Origin of the sequence: Enterococcus sp. AZ170 (assembly GCF_050545135.1) — a bacterium.
GTDB lineage: Bacteria > Bacillota > Bacilli > Lactobacillales > Enterococcaceae > Enterococcus_L > Enterococcus_L ureilyticus.
The window spans coordinates 1,219,338-1,239,944 of record NZ_CP172947.1 but is presented as its reverse complement, the minus strand read 5'-3'; the positions used below and the strand labels follow the sequence as shown (position 1 = coordinate 1,239,944).

Annotated in this window: 11 protein-coding genes, 1 pseudogene, 1 riboswitch and 1 other annotated feature; of the genes and pseudogenes, 2 read left to right on the top strand and 10 right to left on the bottom strand. The window is 37.6% G+C overall.

Annotation, left to right across the window (positions count from 1 at the left end; genetic code table 11):
- Positions 1-134 precede the first annotated feature (134 nt).
- Positions 135-1,991 carry a tyrosine decarboxylase gene (gene tdc, locus IGJ55_RS05975; protein ID WP_430607724.1) on the bottom strand — a complete coding sequence of 619 codons (1,857 nt, stop codon included), beginning with the start codon at positions 1,989-1,991 and terminating at the stop codon, positions 135-137.
- A gap of 51 nt (positions 1,992-2,042) precedes the next feature.
- On the bottom strand, positions 2,043-3,449 hold the full coding sequence (tyrP, locus tag IGJ55_RS05970) for a tyrosine-tyramine antiporter (RefSeq protein ID WP_069638711.1): 1,407 nt from the start codon (positions 3,447-3,449) through the stop codon (positions 2,043-2,045).
- A gap of 383 nt (positions 3,450-3,832) precedes the next feature.
- Positions 3,833-4,035, top strand: a binding site (T-box leader).
- 52 nt (positions 4,036-4,087) lie between these two features.
- Here tyrP and tyrS point away from each other — a divergent pair.
- Together tyrS and IGJ55_RS05960 are read left to right on the top strand one after the other, a co-directional pair.
- Positions 4,088-5,356: a tyrosine--tRNA ligase gene (gene tyrS / locus IGJ55_RS05965; RefSeq protein WP_429950735.1), complete on the top strand. Its 1,269-nt coding sequence runs from the start codon at positions 4,088-4,090 to the stop codon at positions 5,354-5,356.
- Between the two features lie 424 nt (positions 5,357-5,780).
- Complete coding sequence (locus IGJ55_RS05960) at positions 5,781-6,095, top strand: YerC/YecD family TrpR-related protein (protein WP_069638713.1); 315 nt, start codon at positions 5,781-5,783, stop codon at positions 6,093-6,095.
- Positions 6,096-6,241: 146 nt separating this feature from the next.
- Here IGJ55_RS05960 and lpdA read toward each other — a convergent pair whose 3' ends face one another.
- From lpdA to IGJ55_RS05920, 8 genes and pseudogenes are all read right to left on the bottom strand, one after another.
- Positions 6,242-7,648, bottom strand: a complete 1,407-nt coding sequence (gene lpdA / locus IGJ55_RS05955; protein WP_069638714.1) for a dihydrolipoyl dehydrogenase — start codon at positions 7,646-7,648, stop codon at positions 6,242-6,244.
- Positions 7,649-7,655: 7 nt separating this feature from the next.
- A complete protein-coding gene (locus IGJ55_RS05950) occupies positions 7,656-9,299 on the bottom strand; it encodes a dihydrolipoyllysine-residue acetyltransferase (RefSeq protein ID WP_430607721.1) in 1,644 nt (547 codons plus the stop codon).
- Between the two features lie 137 nt (positions 9,300-9,436).
- A complete protein-coding gene (locus IGJ55_RS05945) occupies positions 9,437-10,414 on the bottom strand; it encodes an alpha-ketoacid dehydrogenase subunit beta (protein ID WP_010760821.1) in 978 nt (325 codons plus the stop codon).
- A gap of 2 nt (positions 10,415-10,416) precedes the next feature.
- Positions 10,417-11,532, bottom strand: a complete 1,116-nt coding sequence (pdhA, locus tag IGJ55_RS05940; RefSeq protein WP_025869280.1) for a pyruvate dehydrogenase (acetyl-transferring) E1 component subunit alpha — start codon at positions 11,530-11,532, stop codon at positions 10,417-10,419.
- A 569-nt stretch (positions 11,533-12,101) separates the two neighbouring features.
- A pseudogene (gene mgtA / locus IGJ55_RS05935) lies at positions 12,102-14,726 on the bottom strand (magnesium-translocating P-type ATPase); the annotation flags it as partial.
- Between the two features lie 487 nt (positions 14,727-15,213).
- A riboswitch (M-box (ykoK) riboswitch) is annotated at positions 15,214-15,382 on the bottom strand.
- Between the two features lie 461 nt (positions 15,383-15,843).
- Entirely contained in the window at positions 15,844-16,767 is a 924-nt protein-coding gene (trxB, locus tag IGJ55_RS05930) for a thioredoxin-disulfide reductase (RefSeq protein WP_429950729.1), read from the bottom strand.
- A gap of 214 nt (positions 16,768-16,981) precedes the next feature.
- Positions 16,982-18,766, bottom strand: coding sequence for an ABC transporter ATP-binding protein (locus IGJ55_RS05925; RefSeq protein ID WP_430607719.1), 1,785 nt, complete (start codon positions 18,764-18,766; stop codon positions 16,982-16,984).
- A complete protein-coding gene (locus tag IGJ55_RS05920) occupies positions 18,766-20,517 on the bottom strand; it encodes an ABC transporter ATP-binding protein (protein WP_430607718.1) in 1,752 nt (583 codons plus the stop codon). Before IGJ55_RS05920 ends, IGJ55_RS05925 begins: the two co-directional genes overlap by 1 nt.
- Positions 20,518-20,607: the final 90 nt, after the last annotated feature.

The following is a 20,607-nucleotide window of genomic DNA, read 5'->3' as shown; positions in this document are numbered from 1 at the left end:
ATTTTTATAGAGAGTTGGCTCAAGAGACTTCTCCCTCACTATTTCACCATTCCCTCTTATTTATTTTTTTATTGAAAAGCTGCAGCTGCGGTAAAGCTGTATTATCGCCTTACCGCACCTACAGTTATTCAACGCTATTGCTCAGCGTAGATTGCTTCTAATTTTTCTTGAATTGCTTCTTTGATTTTTTCAGCATAGTCATCAAAGACTTCTTTGTCGTTCATATACGGAGACATTCCAGCAGCACGTAAAATCGTTACTTTGTCTGCGCGTTCCCATTCAGCACGTGAAAAACCTAAACTGGTTACAAATTCAAACGGACTGTGACCATATTCTTCAATTGCAAAATCGGTATGTGATGTAATGAATTCGTTGTTATATAATCCACCTTTTGCATAAGATGCATAGTCATAAAAATCATGATTCAATTTGTTCATTTTCACAAGATCTGTATTTCCTTTTTCATTAAATACATAATCCACCATGTTAAAGTCTGGTTTTGTCAATGCATGGATCTCGATCGTTTTATCGCCCACTTTAAACTCTAAACCATCAATAAAATGATAGAAATGATAAGCCCCTTCAATACTTGCACCCATCAATTTACCGTAACCTGTTACGTTTAATGGTAAGACTTTGTGAGCTGTCCAAACAGCCGCTGCTGTTGCTCCTGCTTTAGATCCTTCAAGAATATAAGCACCTAATAATGCTGGAATATCCGCCCCTTTTTCAAAAACATAGGTCGCAAAGTAAGAAATCACGTCACGCATGCGGATATCTTTGATTACAACACCACCAGCTGAATAAGGAATATAGCCCATTTTGTGTGGATCGATCGTTACAGATTCAGCTTGTTCGATTGCTTTAAAAGAATCATAAACTTCTCTTGTTAGCCAATCATTTTTTTCTTGGAAGATGTTATGTTTAGCATAAACGTCCTCGATTTTGTCCCATTCAATAAATTGATCCTTTTCATCTAAGAAGATTGAACGACCATACCCACCATACGCTGCATCGACGTGTACATAGAAGTAAATCCCTTCTTTGGCTAATTTATCACGCAAAGCAATGATTTGGTCGATACGGTCAACTTGTCCTTCTTCAGTTGAACCAACCACGCCTACAACACCAAGCGTTGGAATACCTTGAGCTGCTAAATCACGAATTTGGGCTTCTAGTTTGTCAATATCCATGCGGTATTCACTATTTACTTCACCGGCAATCACTTGATCTAAACCAATACCGATAATGTCAGCGGCTTTTAACCATGAATAGTGTTTCGTTTGTGGTACGATCCATTTACCTAATTTATCCAAGTTTTTACCACTACGAGCTGATTGTGCTTTGATTTCGTCAAAGTTATCTTGTACCTGATCTAAAATATCTAAGACTTCCGTTGTTGACATGTTCAATAATTCCCAGTCTGTTTTACCTGCAACCATTTCTGGCACAACGGCTTTGATGGCGAATGGTAAAGATTTCATATTGCGGGCGTACCATAAACCTTCTAAGTTAGCGATTGAACCATCTGCTGCAATATGACCCCAACCATCTTCATAGCCCATCAATGTTGCAAATTCCATTCCAACTTCTTCTTCCATTTGTGAAGTTGCAGGCGATGACTCATAAGCCACGTTATTGCCATTCCACAGCATTGCAGTTGTATAGGCGACAATTGATGGCATTAATGTTTCAGCGTTCATATGACCCCAAAAACGACCTGCTGAGTGCCATGGAAGTGATTCTGTACGTAAACGTGAAGATAATACATTGAAGACATTTCTCATATTGTCCGCTGTTTCTTGGAAACTTTTAGAACTTCTATCTTGTGGTGAAATAACTGGTAAATCTTGTGGCATGTAGTTTTGTCTCCAGCCAACATGTTCATCGATCATTTTATTTAGCAGTTCTTTGAATAAATCAACGTTTTCACCTTTATCACCTATAAATAATGCTTTTAAATTTGTATCATCTGTGTTGAAATTTTTCATGATATTTTCCTCCGATAGTTTCATAATTGATCATGCTGAAAATGTTGTTTCTTATTTATCTATTTTCTTCCATTCTGGTTTCTTTCTCTTATAAATGATCAAGGCAATACCGATCATAATGACCGTCGCTGCAACTTGATAAATAACATAAGCAACATGTCCACTTTGCGGAACAGAGGTTGGCGGAATCAAGCTGACTAGAATCGTCACAACCACACTAACAATTGCTAAAGTAGAGACAAACCACATCAAACCATTGCCTTTACTTCCTAATCTAAATGGACGTTTCACAGTCGGCATGCTGTAACGTAATTTAATCGCTGAAAGTGAAATCAATAGATAGACCACGCAATAAAGAATTGTGGTTGTGATTGTGATAATCAAAAATGCGGCACTAATATCTGGAACTACAACATATAAGAATGACACAAGTGAAATAACAATCGCTTGGATCATGACAAAAACAATTGGAATTCCTTTTGCATTCCGTTTTTGGAAGAATGGTGGTAAGTTTCCTTCTTCTGCAACTTTGATCATTGATTTACTTGGACCTAGGACCCAAGCGCTTAATTGAACTAAAACACCGATTAAAATCATCAAGGAAATAATATTATTGAAAATCGCAGGAATCCCAAGATCTTGTGTCATGATCACAAATGGTTGCGTGATGTTAGCAAGTTCCATTTTTCCAGCTGGTACACTATCTGCTACACTTAAACCAGCAGCTAAGTTAAACACAACTAATAGTAAAACAGATGCAATAACTGCGATTGGATAATTTCGTTTTGGATTATCAATGTTATTTGCGTGAACAGATGAAATTTCTACCCCAGCAAAAATGAAGATGATCCCTGTCAACGTTGGCAAGCTTCCTAAATCACTAAAATCTGGTAATAATTTACTTGCTTCAAAATGACCTAAGTAGCTTTCTTGGTTGATTCCGTGTTTTGCCATATACATCATCCCTAAAACGACTAAAGCAACAAAAGGTATATAGACACCGATCACAGCGCCCCAGTCACCAGCAATTTTTACCATGTCAAATTTCAAATTAAGTAACGTAATGCCCCAATAAGAAATCAATATCATAATAAAAATAAATAAATTATTATGCCCTAAATCTGGACGGTCGATCACGTAACCTAGTAATACACCTACAGTTGAAGCAACCATGACCATTCCGAAAAACATTTGTACCCATAATAACCATGACGTAACAAAACCCCATTTTTCACCAAAAGCATTACGTACCCAAACTTGTGGACCGCCTTCTTCCGGCCAACCAGTTGATAATTCGGCTGAAATCAAAGCAATTGGTAAAGCAAAGCAACATGCTGCAATTAGCATATAAAAAATTTGTGCCCACCCGGTAGATGCTAAGGTTGGAACACTACGAACCGTTCCGAAAAAGGCCATGGTAATTCCAATTAGTCCAAATAATGATAATTTCTTATTCATGTTTAAATTTGACCTCCTGATTTAATTTAATTTTTGTTTCTCACATGTGAAATCACTCCCAAAGTATAGGTACGTTTTACACCCAAGTCAAAAAGAGTAGAATTAAAAAAATAACCCGTTATTTAACATTTCCCTACTCTATATAGCGCGTCAATGCTCCACTGTAGTAAAGCGTTTGTGTGAAAAAAATAACATAAAACAGCTAATTGTAAAAAGCTCGTTCATAATTGTTAGAAATTATACTAGTCTTTTTCTGCTTTCAAAAAACCTAGATTAAAGAGGAAACTATTTATATGAAAATTCCCACATTTAAAAATAATAAAAGAAAAAAAGAAGTATTTGACAAGTTGGCTTATTTGTCGTAGAATTGCTACAAAATCACATATCAAACTTTAATAAAGCACAGTAGCAAGAATGTCCCTATTTCAGAGAGTCAACATTTAGTGAGAGTTGGCATATACATTTTTTGTGAATTACACTTTTAGTTTCCTACCGTAAGTAGGCGTCTATCTACGATACAGATTTGAGAGGTATATGATGTTTCATATACAATTTGGGTGGTAACACGGCGAAGTTCGTCCCATAGGCTATTAGCCTATGGGACGTTTTTTATTTTATTTAGGGAAGGAAGAAGAAACATGACAAACATTATTGATGAATTAGAATGGCGTGGCGCCATCAACCAACAAACAGATAGCGAAGGTCTACGTGAATACGTTGAAACCGAGAGCATTTCACTATATTGCGGTGTTGATCCTACAGGAGATAGTATGCATATTGGGCATTTGATTCCTTTTATGATGCTAAAAAGATTCCAAGCGTTTGGACACCAGCCGTTTATTTTGATCGGTGGCGCAACTGGAACGATCGGAGATCCAAGTGGGCGAACAACCGAACGTCAATTGCAAACAATGGAGACTGTTCAACACAATGTTGATTCTTTAACCAGACAAATGGAAAAATTATTTGCGGTGGATACAGATAACACATTAACTTTGGTCAACAACTACGATTGGACGCACAACCTGACTTTATTGGATTTCTTGAGAGATTACGGTAAATTCTTCAATATCAATACCATGCTTGCCAAAGATATTGTAGCAAGTCGTTTAGAAACAGGGATTTCATTTACAGAGTTTACGTACCAAATTCTTCAATCAATGGACTTTTTACACTTATTCCAACACAATAACGTTCGTATGCAAATCGGTGGAGCCGATCAATGGGGCAATATTACCGCAGGCCTAGATTTGATTCGTAAAAAAGAAGGCGCAGATGCAAAAGCCTTTGGATTAACCATTCCATTGATGCTAAAAGCAGATGGAACAAAATTCGGTAAAACAGCTGGTGGTGCTGTTTGGTTGGATCCAGAAAAAACAACCCCTTACGAATTCTACCAATTCTGGGTAAACCAAGATGACCGTGACGTAATCAAGTACTTGAAGTTCTTTACCTTCTTAACAAAAGACGAGATCGATGCATTAGAAGTTAAAGTAGAAACCGAACCACATTTACGTGAAGCACAACGTGTGTTAGCCGCAGAAATGACAAAATTTGTGCATAGTGAAGCTGATCTAAATGATGCATTAGCAATTTCAGAAGCCCTATTTTCTGGTAACGTAAAAAATCTAACCTCAAAACAAATTGAAGAAGGCTTTAAAAACATGCCTACTATTGAAACAGAAATACTTGGTCAAACTCTTGTCGATTGGTTGATTGAACTTGGCATTGAACCTTCTAAACGCCAAGCGAGAGAAGATATCACAAATGGTGCAATTTCAATCAATGGTGACCGTATTAAAGAGTTGGACTTTGTCGTTACAGCAGAGCACAGCTTTGATGGCAAATTCATTATTGTTCGTAAAGGTAAAAAACAATACACTTTAGTGAAATTGATTTCTAAGTAAAAACTAAATAGGCTATTTTAAAAGGGAAGCAAACTAAAATTAGTATGCTTCCCTTTTGTTTCATTTTTTGCATTAATTCACTCAATTCACTGGACAAAATAAAAAAAAGTTTTATAATAAAAAATGCTTACTGAAAAGTTTACAGTGTATTTTGACGTATCGGTAGAATAAGTTATCTAGCTTTACGGGCTAACTCTTCGGAAAAAGATAAAATAGGATTGTGGCAAAAAGTATCACCCTCTTATTTTCCTATTTTTCTGTTAGAACTGGATCATCTGCCGCACTTTGTTTTATCTAGCTTCACGAGCTAGCCTCTCGAGAAAAAGATAAAAACTGAATGAGACAAAAAGCGTCTCATTCAGTTTTTCCTATTTTCCAGTCGAGGCTGGACAAGCTCGCTCAGCTTTTAAATTAGGAGGGACTTATGAAAATCGACAAGATACAAGACGGCCACGGTGATGAGTTTTTCCGTTCTCTATTGGCTTTAGAAACCTTGGAGGATTGCTACAATTATTTCGATGACTTAATGACATTAAAAGAGCTGGATTCTATGATTCAGCGCTTTGAAGTCGCAAAGTTACTGTTACTAAATAAAACGTATAGTGATATCGCTGAAGCCACTGGCAGCAGCACTACAACGATTTCTAGAGTGAAAAGAATCATAGATGAGGGAAACGGTGGATTGCTTGAAATGGTCCATAGAATCGATGAGCAAGATGATAGAGAGCTTCATCGCTGAAACATAGGCTTAGTGATACCGAATAACAAAAAAGACGGTTAAAAGTTGTGAAATCTTACTAAGTTTTAACAGTCTTTTCAATTAAAACTAAAACAAAAGACCGAGCCTGGCCAGCTCGGTCTTTCTTTGTGTGACAAATATGCTATTTAAATATGAATTGGCAAACCTAAAGCCAATTCAGAAGCATCCATAGTAATTTCCCCTAAAGATGGGTGTGGATGGATTGTTAATGCAATATCTTCAGCATTCATGCCAGATTCAACCGCTAATGATAATTCAGAAATCATATCACTTGCGCCAACTCCACCGATTTGTGCTCCGATAATGACATTGTCTTCGTTTGTTGTTACCAAACGTACGAATCCTTCAGTTTTACCTAAAGAAATAGCACGGCCGTTACCAGCGAATGGGAATTTGTAAGCTGTAGCTTCTAATCCCGCTTCTTTGGCTTCAGCGATTGTCATACCAACACTTGCTAATTCAGGATCAGTAAAGGCTACAGCAGGCATTGCTTTGTAGTCTACTTCTACTTTTTTACCAGAAATTGCTTCAGCGGCAATTTTTGCTTCGTAGCTTGCTTTATGAGCAAGAGCAGCGCCTGGTACGATATCCCCAATAGCGAAGATGTTTGATACGTTTGTTCTACCTTGTTTGTCCACTTGAACTAAACCACGTTCGCCAACTTCAACACCAGCTTGTTCTAAACCAAGATCATCTGTGTTTGGACGACGTCCAACTGTTACCATTACGTAGTCAGCAGTTACTGATTCTTCTTTGCCGTCTACTTCATATTTAACCGTTACGCTGTCGCCGTTGTCGATTGCTTCTTTAGCCATCGCTTTGGTTACAACTGTTACATTTTTCTTCTTGAAATCATCTGTAACTAATTTAACCATATCTTTTTCATATGTTGGTAAAATTGAAGGACTACCTTCTAAAATCGTTACTTCAGAACCAAGGTTCGCATATGCGCCACCTAATTCTGCACCGATAACACCGCCACCGATGATCACAAATTTCTTAGGCACTTCTTTCAAGTTCAAACCACCTGTAGAATCTAAGACACGGCCGCCAAATTTAAATCCTGGGATTTCGATTGGGCGAGAACCTGTCGCTACGATTGCATTATTGAATGAGTATGTTTGCGCTGAATCTGGATGAATCACACGTAATGTGTTTTCATCAACGAAAAACGCTTCTCCTTCAATAATTTCGATTTTATGTTTTTTAAGAAGGAAACCAACACCGCTTGTCAACGTATTAACAACTTTGTTGTCTTTCCATTCTTGTGTTTTTGTAAAGTCTAACTCAACCTCTTTAGCTGTTACACCAAACATAGTTGAATCTAATGATTCTTGATAGTGATGTCCAGCTGCGATCAATGCTTTAGAAGGAATACATCCAACGTTTAAACATACACCGCCGATAAACTCACGTTCAATGATCGCAACTTTTTGACCCATTTCAGCAGCACGAATCGCTGCAACGTATCCTCCAGGGCCTGAACCAATTACGACTGTATCTAATTCAATGGCGAAATCTCCTACTACCATGTGATAATCATCCTTCCATTAATAATAATTCTGGATCAGCTAATAAACGCTTGATGTTGTTCATTGCTTTTTGAGCAGTTGCGCCATCAACGATACGGTGGTCAAAACTCATTGAAAGTTTCATGACACGTCCAACGACGATTTCACCATCTGCATTTACAACTGGTTGAGTAGCGATTGTACCAACACCTAAAATCGCAACTTCAGGGTAGTTAATAACTGGTGTGAACCAGCCGCCACCAACTGAACCGATATTACTGATTGTGATAGAACCATCACGCATATCCGCACCAGTTAATTTGCCTTCGATTGCAAGAGCTGCTTTTTCGTTGATTTCATCAGCGATCGCAAACATGCTCTTAGTATTCGCATTTTTAACGTTTGGTACATATAAACCATGATCAGTATCTGTTGCAATACCAATGTTATAGTAGTTTTTATAAACAATTTCTTGTGCTGCGTCATCAATTGATGCATTCAAGATTGGGAATTTTTGAACCGTTGCTGTCAATGCTTTCACAACGTAAGGTAAGAATGTTAATTTCGTACCGTTTGCTGCTGCAACATCTTTAAATTTCTTACGGTGATTCCATAATTTAGACACTTCAACTTCATCATGTAACGTAACATGTGGAGCAGTATGTTTACTGTTCACCATTGCTTTCGCAATTGCTTTACGAGTTGGTGTCATTTTTTCGCGTGTTTCAGCTTCACCTAAGTCAGAAACGAATGGTTTAGCTGGTGCTTTTGGTGCTGCTTCAGTTGTAGTTGTTGCTTGTGGAGCCGCTGCAGTTTGTTCAGCTTGTGCTGGCGCTGTTGCTTGTCCGCCACCTGAAATAAAGCTTTCGATATCCGCTTTTGTCACACGTCCGCCTTTTCCAGTTGGTGCAACTTGTGTAATATCTACATCTTTTTCACGAGCAAATTGACGTACTGATGGCATCGCCAACACACGTTTGTTTGGATCAGCCGCTGCTACAACACCTGTTGATGCTGCTGGAGCTGGTGCTGCTTGTTCAGTTTGAGCAGGCGCACTTGCTGCTGGCGCTGCTGAACTTGATGCAGAATTATGTCCTGGTGCATCGATTTCGATCAATACATCCCCAACATTTGCTACCGTACCTTCTGGTACTACGATGTTTTTAACTGTTCCTGTAACGGGTGAAGGAATTTCTTCAACAGATTTGTCATTTTGAACTTCCAATAAAGTATCATCTTCGTTGATTGTATCGCCAGATTTAACGAACCATTTTACGATTTCGCCTTCTGCAATACCCTCACCGATATCTGGTAATTTAAATTGGAACACACCCCCATTACTGTCTGTTGCAGGTGCTGCTGGAACAGCTGCTGGTTGTGCAGGTGTTTGTTCTTGAGCTGGAGCTGCTGGTGCAGCATCATTTTCAGGATGTCCAGGTGCATCGATTTCAATCAATACATCTCCAACATTTGCTACAGTGCCTTCTGGTACTACGATAGATTTAACTGTTCCTGTAACGGGAGATGGAATCTCTTCTACAGATTTATCGTTTTGAACTTCTAATAATGTATCATCTTCATTGATGGTGTCTCCTGCTTTAACGAACCATTTTACGATTTCGCCTTCTGCAATCCCTTCACCAATATCTGGTAATTTAAATTGATAAGCCATTTTTTAAGCCTTCCCTTCCTTTATCGTATCTGTCTAACTAGTCATTTACTGAAAATAACAGCGCTAAATTTCCACGTGATAAGCTATCACGTGAAAATCAAGGCACGTTTTTAAAGTAAGATTTGTTTAGTCTCTAATTAAAATTCTGCGATTTCTCTAGCTTTCGCTTCGATATCTTTAGCATTTGGCAACCAAATGTTTTCTGCTTGTCCAAATGGGAAGATTGTATCTGGAGCAGATACACGGCCAATTGGCGCTTCTAGTGATAAAACCGCACGTTCAGAAATTTCAGAAACAACCATAGCGCCAACGCCAGCTTGTTTTTGTGCTTCTTGAACTACGACTACACGACCAGTTTTTTCAACTGATTTGATGATTGTTTCAACATCTAAAGGAGCGACAGTACGTAAGTCAATGATTTCAACAGAAATATTGTCTTTTGCTAAGTTGTCAGCGGCTTTGATTGCTTCACGAACCATTGCACCGTAAGTAATGATAGAAATATCAGTACCCTCACGAGTCACAGCTGCTTTATCTAATGGCACTTCATATGCTTCATCCGGCACTTCCTCACGGAATGAACGGTATAATTTCATATGCTCTAAGTAAACAACAGGGTCATTGCTTCTGATTGCAGAAATCAATAGTCCTTTTGCATCATATGGATTTGATGGAATAACCACACGGATACCAGGAGATTGAGCAATCAATCCTTCTAAATTATCTGAGTGAAGTTCTGGTGTATGCACACCACCACCAAATGGCGCACGAACAGTAATAGGCATGTTACGTGTTCCACCCATACGGTAACGAGTACGAGCCATTTGACCAACGATTTCGTCAAATACTTCAAATACGAATCCAAAGAATTGGATTTCAGGAACTGGACGGTATCCTTCTAATGCTAAACCAAAAGCTAAACCACCGATTCCAGATTCTGCTAAAGGAGTATCGAAGACACGGTCTTCACCAAATTTTTCTTGTAACCCTTCAGTTGCACGGAAAACTCCGCCGTTTTTACCAACGTCTTCACCAAAGACCAAGACGTTTTCGTCTTTCTCTATTTCAAGAGCTAAGGCATCTGTAATTGCTTGGATCATTGTTTTTTGTGCCATGATTATTTCGACTCCTTCGCTTCGTAGAATGCAATTTGTTCTTTAATATTTTGTGGTTGAACTTCAAACATATTTTTCAAGAAATCAGATACTTTTTGTTTTGGAACTTTATCTGCTTCTGCAATTGCTACTTTGATTTCTTCTTTAGTTTTTTCGATTACTTCGTTTTCTTTTTCTTCAGACCATAAGCCTTTGTCTTCTAGATATTTGCGGAAACGAACTAGTGGATCTTTTTGTACCCATTCGTCATCCATATCTTTCGAACGGTAACGAGTTGGATCATCACCGGATAATGTATGTGGACCATAACGGTAAGTTAGCGTTTCGATTAAAACAGGACCATTGCCATTTGCAGACCATTCACGTGCTTCTTTTGCGATTGCATAAACTGCTAATGGATCCATTCCATCAACGACGATCCCTGGAATTCCTGCTGCTACTGCCTTTTGAGCTAATGTTTTAGCTGCTGTTTGTTTTTCACGAGGTGTTGAAATCGCAAAACCATTGTTTTGGATGATGAACACGCCGTTTGCATGATATGCTCCTGCAAAGTTGATTGCTTCATAGAAATCACCTTGTGAAGAACCGCCATCACCTGTATAAGTGAAGACAACGTTTTTCTTGCCGCGTTTTTTCATTCCTAAAGCAACTCCTGCTGCTTGGATGTATTGCGCACCAATGATGATTTGTGGTGGTAGAGCATTTAATTCTGGTGCATAGTGGTTACCTGCTACATGTCCACGAGACCATAAAAATGCTTCTGTTAAAGGTAAGCCGTGTTGAACTAATTGAGGTACATCACGGTAACCTGGTAATAGGTAATCTTCTTTTTCCATCGCAAATTGACTTGCTAGCTGACTTGCTTCTTGCCCAGCAGTTGGGGCGAAGAATCCTAGACGACCTTGACGGTTCAACGCAGTTGAGCGTTGGTCTAATACACGTGACCAAACCATACGAGTCATTAATTCTACTAATTCGTCATCTGATAAATCCGGTACAGCATCTTCGTTTACGATTTTCCCATCTTTATCTAAAATTTGAAATGTTGGGAAATCAGCGTCGACTTTTTCCATAAGTGCCTTAAAGTCAATAGGTTTTTGTTTCTTTGCCTTTGCCATTTTGTCACACAATCCTCTCTGTTACGTTTCTTTTTTTCGTAAAAAGTAAAACAGCGTTAAAAACTGTATTACTTTTTATCGACTACACTTACAAATTATCACTAAACAGGTAAAAGAGCAAGTAAAAAGTGAGCATTTCTTTAAATTTGATTAAAATACTTGAAACCTTTCGTATCAAAGGTTAGTGATTAAAATCACAAACAAGAAACCGTTTTACAAATCACCTTCCTAATCATATCCTTTGACAACAGGCTGTTATAGTCATCTTGTCCGTTGTTATGCTACAGCAAATTTACAAGTTAGAAATTATTTGCTGAAAAATGAACAAACATTTCCAAAACAAAAAAAATAGAACAAAGACAAAAATTTAGTTATTTTGTCTTTGTTCTATAAAAAACGAATATTAGTAATTAAAAAATAATTTTTCTTCATTCATTACGAATGACAGCTTCGATCGCAGAGAAATTTTTCGGTATTTCTAGATAAGCATTTTGCTTTAAATGAACGAATCAAAATCTTGATTTCATCAAAATCACTCATAAAAAAAACGAAATCTATTTTTTTCTAAATCAAATCCACTCTTTTGTAAGATGGATATAGATCCGTTTCGCAACTTCGACTGTGATCAAATATAGTACAATGATCAAAATGAACCAGCCCCAATAATTAGCTGGAAGTTTCACAAAGTCGAAAACTTCCCGAATTGGTGTCAAGACAATCAATAAGCCTAACCCTACCGCTCCTATACTGGAAAGAATCACAGCAGGTGAAGCAATACTTTGAATAAATGGTAATTTTCTTGTCCGAACCATTTGAACAACCAATGTTTGACTAACTAATCCGACCACAAACCAACCTGTTTGGAACAAATGTTGGCTACCAATCGTATTCGCACTGAAAACAAACCACATCACAAGATAGGTCATAATATCAAAAATACTACTTACAGGTCCAATGCATAAGGTAAATTTCATCAAGCCGTTTGTTTCCCAGCGGACAGGTTTTAATAAATCTTCTTCATCAACATTATCCCAAGGAATGGCCAATTGCGCGATATCATAAATCAAATTTTGAATCAACAATTGAATGGAAAGCATTGGTAGAAATGGTAAAAAAGCACTTGCAATCAATATCGAGAAAACATTCCCAAAGTTAGAACTGATTGTAATTTTAATATATTTCATCATATTACTAAAAACTTTACGTCCCTCAATCACACCGTCTTCTAAAACATTCAAACTTTTTTCCAACAGAATAATTGAACTAGCGTCTTTCGTAATATCAGCTGCTGTATCAACTGAGATTCCTACATCTGCTTTACGAAGTGCTGGTGCATCATTAATTCCATCTCCCATGAAACCGACTGTGTGACCATTTCCTTGCAGTGTTTCAATAATTCGAGACTTTTGCATCGGGTTTAATTTAGCAAATAAATTAGTTTTTTCGACTTCGTCTTTCATTTGTTCATCCGACATATTATCAATATCAGAACCAAGTACGACATGAGACACTTCGATTCCTACATCGCTACAAACTTTCTTAGCAACGATATCATTATCGCCTGTTAAAACTTTTACATTCACACCATGTTCGTGTAAGGACTTGATTGCCGTGATCGCTGATTTTTTCGCTGGGTCCAAAAAGCCCATAAAACCGATCAGCGTCATTCCTTGCTCATCTTCCACACTATAAATGGCTTCACTATGCACGTCTTTTTTCACCGCTACGGCTAAAGCGCGCATACCTTGTTCATTCATACGAATATTGACTTCACGCATTCTTTTTTGTAATTCAGGTGTTAACGGTACGATCTCCCCGTTGATTTCAGCATGTGTACAAACAGCTTCCATCTCTTCTACCGCACCTTTAGTGATCATAAATTGATGACCATCTGCATTGACCACCACCGTTAAACGACGACGAGAAAAGTCAAACGGAATTTCATCTAGTTTTGTCACGGAATGATACGGACTTTGATTCTTATTTTCCTCATAAAAGTTGATTACAGCGATGTCCATCAAATTTTTCCAACCCGTTTGATAATGAGAATTTAGAAAAGCCATATCTAGAACTTGATCATTAAGTTGTCCTAGCGGATCTAAATGTTGAACCAAAACAACTTTGTCTTCTGTAATCGTTCCGGTTTTGTCCGTACAAAGAATATCCATACTCCCTAGATTTTGAATAGAAGGCAACTCTTTCACAATGACTTTATGTTTGGATAAACTTAATGCCCCTTTTGCTAGGTTACTCGTTACAATCATTGGCAACATTTCAGGTGTTAATCCAACAGCGACTGCAATTGCGAAGAAAAACGCTTCGCCCCATTCACCTTTTGTAATGCCGTTGATCAAAAAGACGATTGGAAACAGAATCATCACCATTCTTAGTAAAAATTTACTAACTTTTGTCAAGCCAATATCAAATGATGTTTTTCCACGTTGTGTTGTCGCATTTTTAGCAATATCACCGAAGAATGTATTTTGTCCAGTCTTCAAAATGATTGCTTTACCTTGTCCACTCAATACATCCGTTCCCATAAAAATCAAATCCTGCATATCTAAAGCAGAAACTGATTCTGAATTCTTATCAATACCTGCATCCACAAATTTTTCGACTGGCATTGATTCACCAGTCAAAGAAGATTGATTGATAAAGAGATCCTTTGTCCATATTAGTACGGCATCCGCTGGAATCATATCACCTGTTGCAAGTGTTACAATGTCTCCAGGTACAACTTCGTCCATCGGAATTTCTTTTGTTTGACCCGCACGCGTTACAGCTGTTGTATTTTCGATGAGTTCTTTTAGATTCAGACTTGCTTTTTGGGAACGATACTCTTGAATAAAGGCAATAATAACACTAGCTAAAATCATGATTCCCATCACAAGTGCTGCTTCAAAATCTTTGGTTACAGCTGAAACGACCATTAATAAAGCTAAGACATAAACAAATGGGTCTTTGAATGCTTCTAAAAACATAATAATTGCAGGTGTTGGTTTTTGTGCGGACACTTCATTTGGTCCATATTCTTCTAAACGATTTTTGGCATCTTCTTCTGATAGCCCTTTTTCTGATGTACGAAGTTCCATCATCAATTCACGTTCAGAAAGCATTGCTAATTTTCTTAATTCTTGGTCTTTTGTTGTTTTCTTCATTTCGGTCATTTTTTTATTCATCATTTTCTTTTCCTCCTTTACTTCATCTTATCGAGGAGAGAAAAAATCATTTCATTTCCATCGTTTCTAAGATGAAGGCTACATTTCGTTTGTTTTTGGTCTGACTGGGGTCTTCCATGAGCCTCTTCCTCTCTTTTGGTTTATTTTGGAACGATAGATTTTTTGTTAGGCGGGAATCTTGTTCTCTTGAGTTCTGCTCTTGCTACTGTTTAACATCTGTCTTCTTTCAATCTGCTTGTTTCTTTTTGCGGAACTTCGCTCCCTTTGGTCGCCAAGTACTGTTCATCATCAGCTCTGGCGAAGCCAGTACGTTTTCCTGTTCTTAGACTTTTTGCTTACTAGTTTCTGTTTTCCTTCTGCCTGCTTGTTTCTTTTTGCGGAACTTCGCTCCCTTTGGTCGCCAAGTACTGTTCATCATCAGCTCTGGCGAAGCCAGTCGCTGTGATTCACAGCAAAAACGCACACTCAACAATAGAGTGTGCGTAAAATAGCAACTTAAATAAAAGTTTCTCTATCGTTGAGCTTTAGCACTAAAGGGCGTAGATAATTTCTTATCAGCTACGTTATGAATAACCTTCACGATCATTCCTGTTCAACCAACTAAGAGTCTCTCGATTCTTTCGCGGCAGCAGCATGTGTCCAAATAGGAGCCTCACCTAACAATTATTCAGTTCTGAATCCTTATCTATCATAGTTTATCTTGTTACAATTGTCAAAAGAAAAAGACATAAAATAAAAAGACATCACTTTTACTAACTAGCCAAGCTCTCCTCTTCCTTGAGAGATTTCTATTCTTGAGAAATTTGCTAATTTTAATTCTTCATCGGATAGATTTTCAACAAGATCGTAAACCCGTTACCAAGCTCAAGAAACTGAGCATCTGCCATCTGTTTGGACTCTGAAAATAATATATTCTCAGCTTCATTCACTTTTAATGTCAAAATCAGCTCTGATAGATAGCTTTATATCGGTACCGAGTAGTTTTCTCCAGTTCCTTCATCTGTCACTACAAGAATTGGCATGACTTGAACGTCTGACACTTTTTTTAAAGGGGTAAACACTACAGCTTTGACCTAGATCCTAGTCAGTAAAAATTAGAATAAAGTAGCAATCAAATGATAGTTGTTTTCAATTATTCAACTTCTGTCATATCTTCAATATATTTATATACTTGTTGGCCAGCGATCCCGCCTTCACCAACAGCTGTTGTGATTTGACGTAATGTTTTTTCACGAACATCTCCAATAGCAAAAACACCAGGCATACTTGTCTTCATATCTTGATCTGTTTCGATCCAGCCTTCGGCATTTGTCAAACCAGATTTTTTAAATGGTTCAGTCAACGGATCTAGACCAACATAGATAAAGACGCCATCTGCTGGAATTTCTTTGACTTCATCCGTCAAGACATTTCTTAATTTGCCACCCGTTACAACCATGTCATTTCCAACAATTTCTTCTAATACGGTATTCCATTCAAAAGAAATTTTTTCATTGGCAAAGGCACGATCCTGAATGATTTTTTGAGCACGTAGTTCATCACGACGATGTACGATCACAACTTCTGAAGCAAACTGTGTTAAATAAATCGCCTCTTCAACTGCTGAATCACCGCCACCGATCACTAATAAGCGTCTATTACGGAAAAATGCGCCATCACAAACGGCACAATACGATACACCACGACCAGCAAATTCTTCTTCTCCCTTAACACCTAACTTACGATGCTCACAACCTGTCGCGATAATCACTGTTTTTGCTTGATAGGTTTTATCATCACAAATTACTTCTTTATAAGAGCCTTGATCTTTAATATCCATCACAATGCCATACGCATTTTCAGTACCGAATTTTTCAACATTTTCATACATCTTATAAGCTAGCTCTGGTCCCATGATCGAGTCAAAGCCTGGATAGTTTTCAACCTCAGCAGTATTATTCATTTGCCCACCTGGAGCACCGCGTTCAATCATTAAGACTGAAAGATTAGAACGTGACGCATATAATGCTGCGGTCATACCGGCAGGTCCGGCTCCAATTATAATTACATCATACATCAATTTTCCCTCCGAATTTTTCAAGTACATTTACTTTACATCTTAAATAGTTACTTGTCTATATTTCTGCCCAATCAATATCAATGACTATTTTACAGTTATTTATTATAGCATGCTTTTTCCACTATCGCATCACCTTTAAGCTTACTTTTTATTAGTAAAATAAAAAAGCAAGAACTTTCCATAGTCCCTGCTTTTACAATTCTTTTAGACTCTACCCTTCGCTATTTTGTAGTTGATACATGTCTGCATATAGACCATTTTGAGCTAATAAATGGTCATGGTCACCGCGTTCCACAATTCTACCTTTATCCAACACTAAAATAAGATCCGCATCACGAATAGTCGACAAACGATGAGCGATTGCAATCGTTGTTCTTCCTTGGCGCATATTCGCCAACCCTTCCTGGATCAATCCTTCTGTCTCAGTATCGATATTCGCTGTGGCTTCATCCAATACAAGAATTTTAGGATTCGTTACGATTGTTCGAGCAAATGAAATCAATTGCCGTTGACCGCTTGAATAACTTGCCCCACGTTCGATTACTTTTGCATGATATTTTTTGGGTAACGTTTCGATAAACTTATCAGCTTGAACAAATTCGGCCGCTTCTTTGATTTGTTCATCCGTGATTTCTGGATTTAGCATACGAATATTGCCTGCAATATCTCCATAAAACATAAACGCATCTTGTAAAACTAACCCCAATTTCATTCTCAACTCAGGTAAAGGATAATCGCGAATATCACGATCATCAATCAAAATTTCTCCCTCATAAAACTCATAAAAACGCATCAATACATTGATGATCGAACTTTTACCACTCCCAGTATGTCCAATCAGTGCAACAGTTTCACCAGGATTTGCAATAAAGCTGATATTAGTTAGCACGTTATTTTTCCCATCATAAGAAAAGCTCACATTACGAAATTCAATTTTCCCACGAATAATTTCTGCATTTGCCCCAACATTTTGTTGTGGTGTCAATTCTTCATTATAAAAAATCTTCAAAATACGACTGCCCGCAACCAGCCCATCCGTAAAAACACTTAAAAAATCCATCATTTGTGTCATCGGATTAAAGAAAGCTTGAACATAGGTCACAAAAGCATAAATCAAGCCGACTTCTACTGGAGAATGTAATGCATCATAACCAAATAAGGTTAGGGTCAAGGCAATTGCTAAGGTATAAAGAAAGTTAATAATCGGACCTAACAATAATGAATTGGTTTTGATCATTGAATAACGTGTTCGCAAATAATCGTTATTTGTTTCCTCAAATTCTTTTTCCAAACGCTGCTCTTGACGAAATTGTTGAATGATTTGCATCCCAGAAATATATTCATTAAGCTTTGTATTCAACTGACTTAATTTTTCCCGCATACTTCGATAAATTCTAGAACTGAATTTTTGGTAATACCAAATCACAACCAATAAAATCGGTAAGAAAATTAAATTGTACAGCGCAATTTTGCCATTAATTTGGAACATCGCAATAAACGAAGAACTTACCGCAAAAATCCCTGTTAAAACCATTAAAAAGACATACCAAAATTCAAATAACGTCTCCGTATCATTCGTCACACGAGAAACAATCGAACCAGCTGGTGTTTGGTCAAAATAACGCATTCCTAACGTTTGTAGCTTTTCAAATAACTTTACACGAATATATTGATAGGTTTTCAGTGAAGCCGTTGAATATAAGAACCACTGGAAAAACCAGACAATACTTTTAACAATCACACCAAATAAATACAGACCGGCAAAAAAGAGAATGACTTGATTGGTAGCCGTTTTTGGTGTTAAATAATCATCCATGAAGGTTTGAATGATTCGCGGCAAAATAATATTGATAATCGAAAGAATCAAGGCAAACAAAATTGCCGTAAAAAAAGTCCGACGAAACGGTCGAGCAAATTTAAGCAAGCGTTTAACGATTGAAACTTGTTCTTTTAATGGTACTGATTTCGTCCATTCAGATTCATATTGTTCTTCCATTATGCTTCACTCCCTTCAATTTTTGCTTCTAATTGTTGTTTATCCCACATCCGCTTATACCAACCAGCCAATCTTAATAACTCTTGGTGCGTACCGCGTTCAACAATTCTCCCCTCATCTAATACGATGATCTCTTTAGCATGCATCACACTACTTAATCGGTGTGCCGCAATAATCGTTGTTTTTTCTTTCCTTGCTTCTTTTAGGTTTGAAAGAATTGCTTCTTCTGTTTTGGCATCAACAGCTGATAAAGCATCGTCTAAAATCAATAATTCTGGCTCTACAATTAAAGCCCTAGCAATTGAAATCCGTTGCTTTTGACCACCCGATAGTGACACGCCACGTTCGCCGACCAAGGTATCATAGCCTTTAGGGAACGCTTTGATTTCATTATTGATAAAGGCCATTTCGGCTGCTTCTTCGACTTTTTCTTCGGTAAAATCAGGATCAGCAAACCGAATGTTGTCTCTGACTGTCATTGAAAACAGAAAATGGTCTTGAGGAACATAACCTATTGAATTCATTAGCGCATCTAATGAATAATCTTTAATATCCCGTTCTCCAAACGTCACACGACCTTGATAATGATCATATTCACGCATCAATAATTTTAAGATAGTCGTTTTTCCAGCACCAGTCTTTCCAACGATTCCTAGCGTTTCTCCGGCGCCTAGCGTGAATTTGATTTGCTCTAATGTTGCTTGTTCATCATTTGGATAGGTGAACTCAGCAACTTCTATTGATAACCGTCCTTTAGCTGGTGTTCTCAGTGCGTCTTTCTTTTCAATGATATGGGTATTCTCATGTAATAACTCATTGACACGATCATAACTCGCATTTCCCCGCTCCAGTACATTAAACAAGCGACCAATGGCAAACATCGGCCACACGAGCATTCCAATATAGCTGATAAATGAAATCAACTGACCGATCGTGATCGTTCCTTCCATAATAAATCGTCCACCCATGATGATTGTTAAAACATAAGAAATTCCGATGATCAAGGTAATAAATGGATCAAATAAAGCATCTAGAAAGTTTACACGTTTATTTTTAACGATAGCATCTTCGATTTTTTCCGTAAAATCTTGGATGTCTTCTTTTTCTTGACCAAACGTTTTAATGACTTTCATCCCTGTAATACTTTCTTGTGTTTTATCATTGATCGACGAAAATGCTGCCTGTGAATCACGAAAAGCATCATGTAATTTCGATCCTAATACTCTTGACGTTACGGCTAATAATGGCAATGGAATCAAGGCAATCAAGGTTAAACGCCAATCAACAAATAAAACCATGGCAATGATCGTAGCCCCTCCTGTGATCATTGAATCAGCAAACGTTAAGATGCCTGCACCAGCAACGTTTTGAATCGCATTTAAATCATTCGTTGCATGCGCCATCAAGTCACCTGTTCGATATTTCTGATAAAAAACATTGTCCATTTTCGTAAAATGCTGAAATAATTGCCTTCTTAAATCCTTTTCAAGTCGTGCTGCACTCCCCCAAATATGTATCCGCCATATATAACGAAAAATATACTGAGCAACAGCCGCTGCGAGTAAAATACCGATCCAAAATAAAATCGGTTTGATCGTCAGATTTTTTGCAGCAATTTCATCGACAACGATCCCAATCACTTTCGGTGGAACTAATTGTACAAGTGCAACCATCACCAATGAAAAAATCCCAATCATATAACTTTTTTTCTCTTTTTTAAAAAACCACCCTAATTTCTTAAATATAGACATGTACATTCTCCTTTTTTAAACTAACTACTGTGCACTCACATCATTCATTTGTTGTTTTCTCATTTCATTCCAACTCCTTTCATTTGTTTA

Coding starts and splice junctions, on each gene's coding strand:
- tdc (WP_430607724.1), bottom strand. CDS start 1,991: ATGAAAAATTTCAACACAGATGATACAAATTTAAAAGCATTATTTATA.
- tyrP (WP_069638711.1), bottom strand. CDS start 3,449: ATGAATAAGAAATTATCATTATTTGGACTAATTGGAATTACCATGGCC.
- tyrS (WP_429950735.1), top strand. CDS start 4,088: ATGACAAACATTATTGATGAATTAGAATGGCGTGGCGCCATCAACCAA.
- IGJ55_RS05960 (WP_069638713.1), top strand. CDS start 5,781: ATGAAAATCGACAAGATACAAGACGGCCACGGTGATGAGTTTTTCCGT.
- lpdA (WP_069638714.1), bottom strand. CDS start 7,648: ATGGTAGTAGGAGATTTCGCCATTGAATTAGATACAGTCGTAATTGGT.
- IGJ55_RS05950 (WP_430607721.1), bottom strand. CDS start 9,299: ATGGCTTATCAATTTAAATTACCAGATATTGGTGAAGGGATTGCAGAA.
- IGJ55_RS05945 (WP_010760821.1), bottom strand. CDS start 10,414: ATGGCACAAAAAACAATGATCCAAGCAATTACAGATGCCTTAGCTCTT.
- pdhA (WP_025869280.1), bottom strand. CDS start 11,532: ATGGCAAAGGCAAAGAAACAAAAACCTATTGACTTTAAGGCACTTATG.
- trxB (WP_429950729.1), bottom strand. CDS start 16,767: ATGTATGATGTAATTATAATTGGAGCCGGACCTGCCGGTATGACCGCA.
- IGJ55_RS05925 (WP_430607719.1), bottom strand. CDS start 18,766: ATGGAAGAACAATATGAATCTGAATGGACGAAATCAGTACCATTAAAA.
- IGJ55_RS05920 (WP_430607718.1), bottom strand. CDS start 20,517: ATGTCTATATTTAAGAAATTAGGGTGGTTTTTTAAAAAAGAGAAAAAA.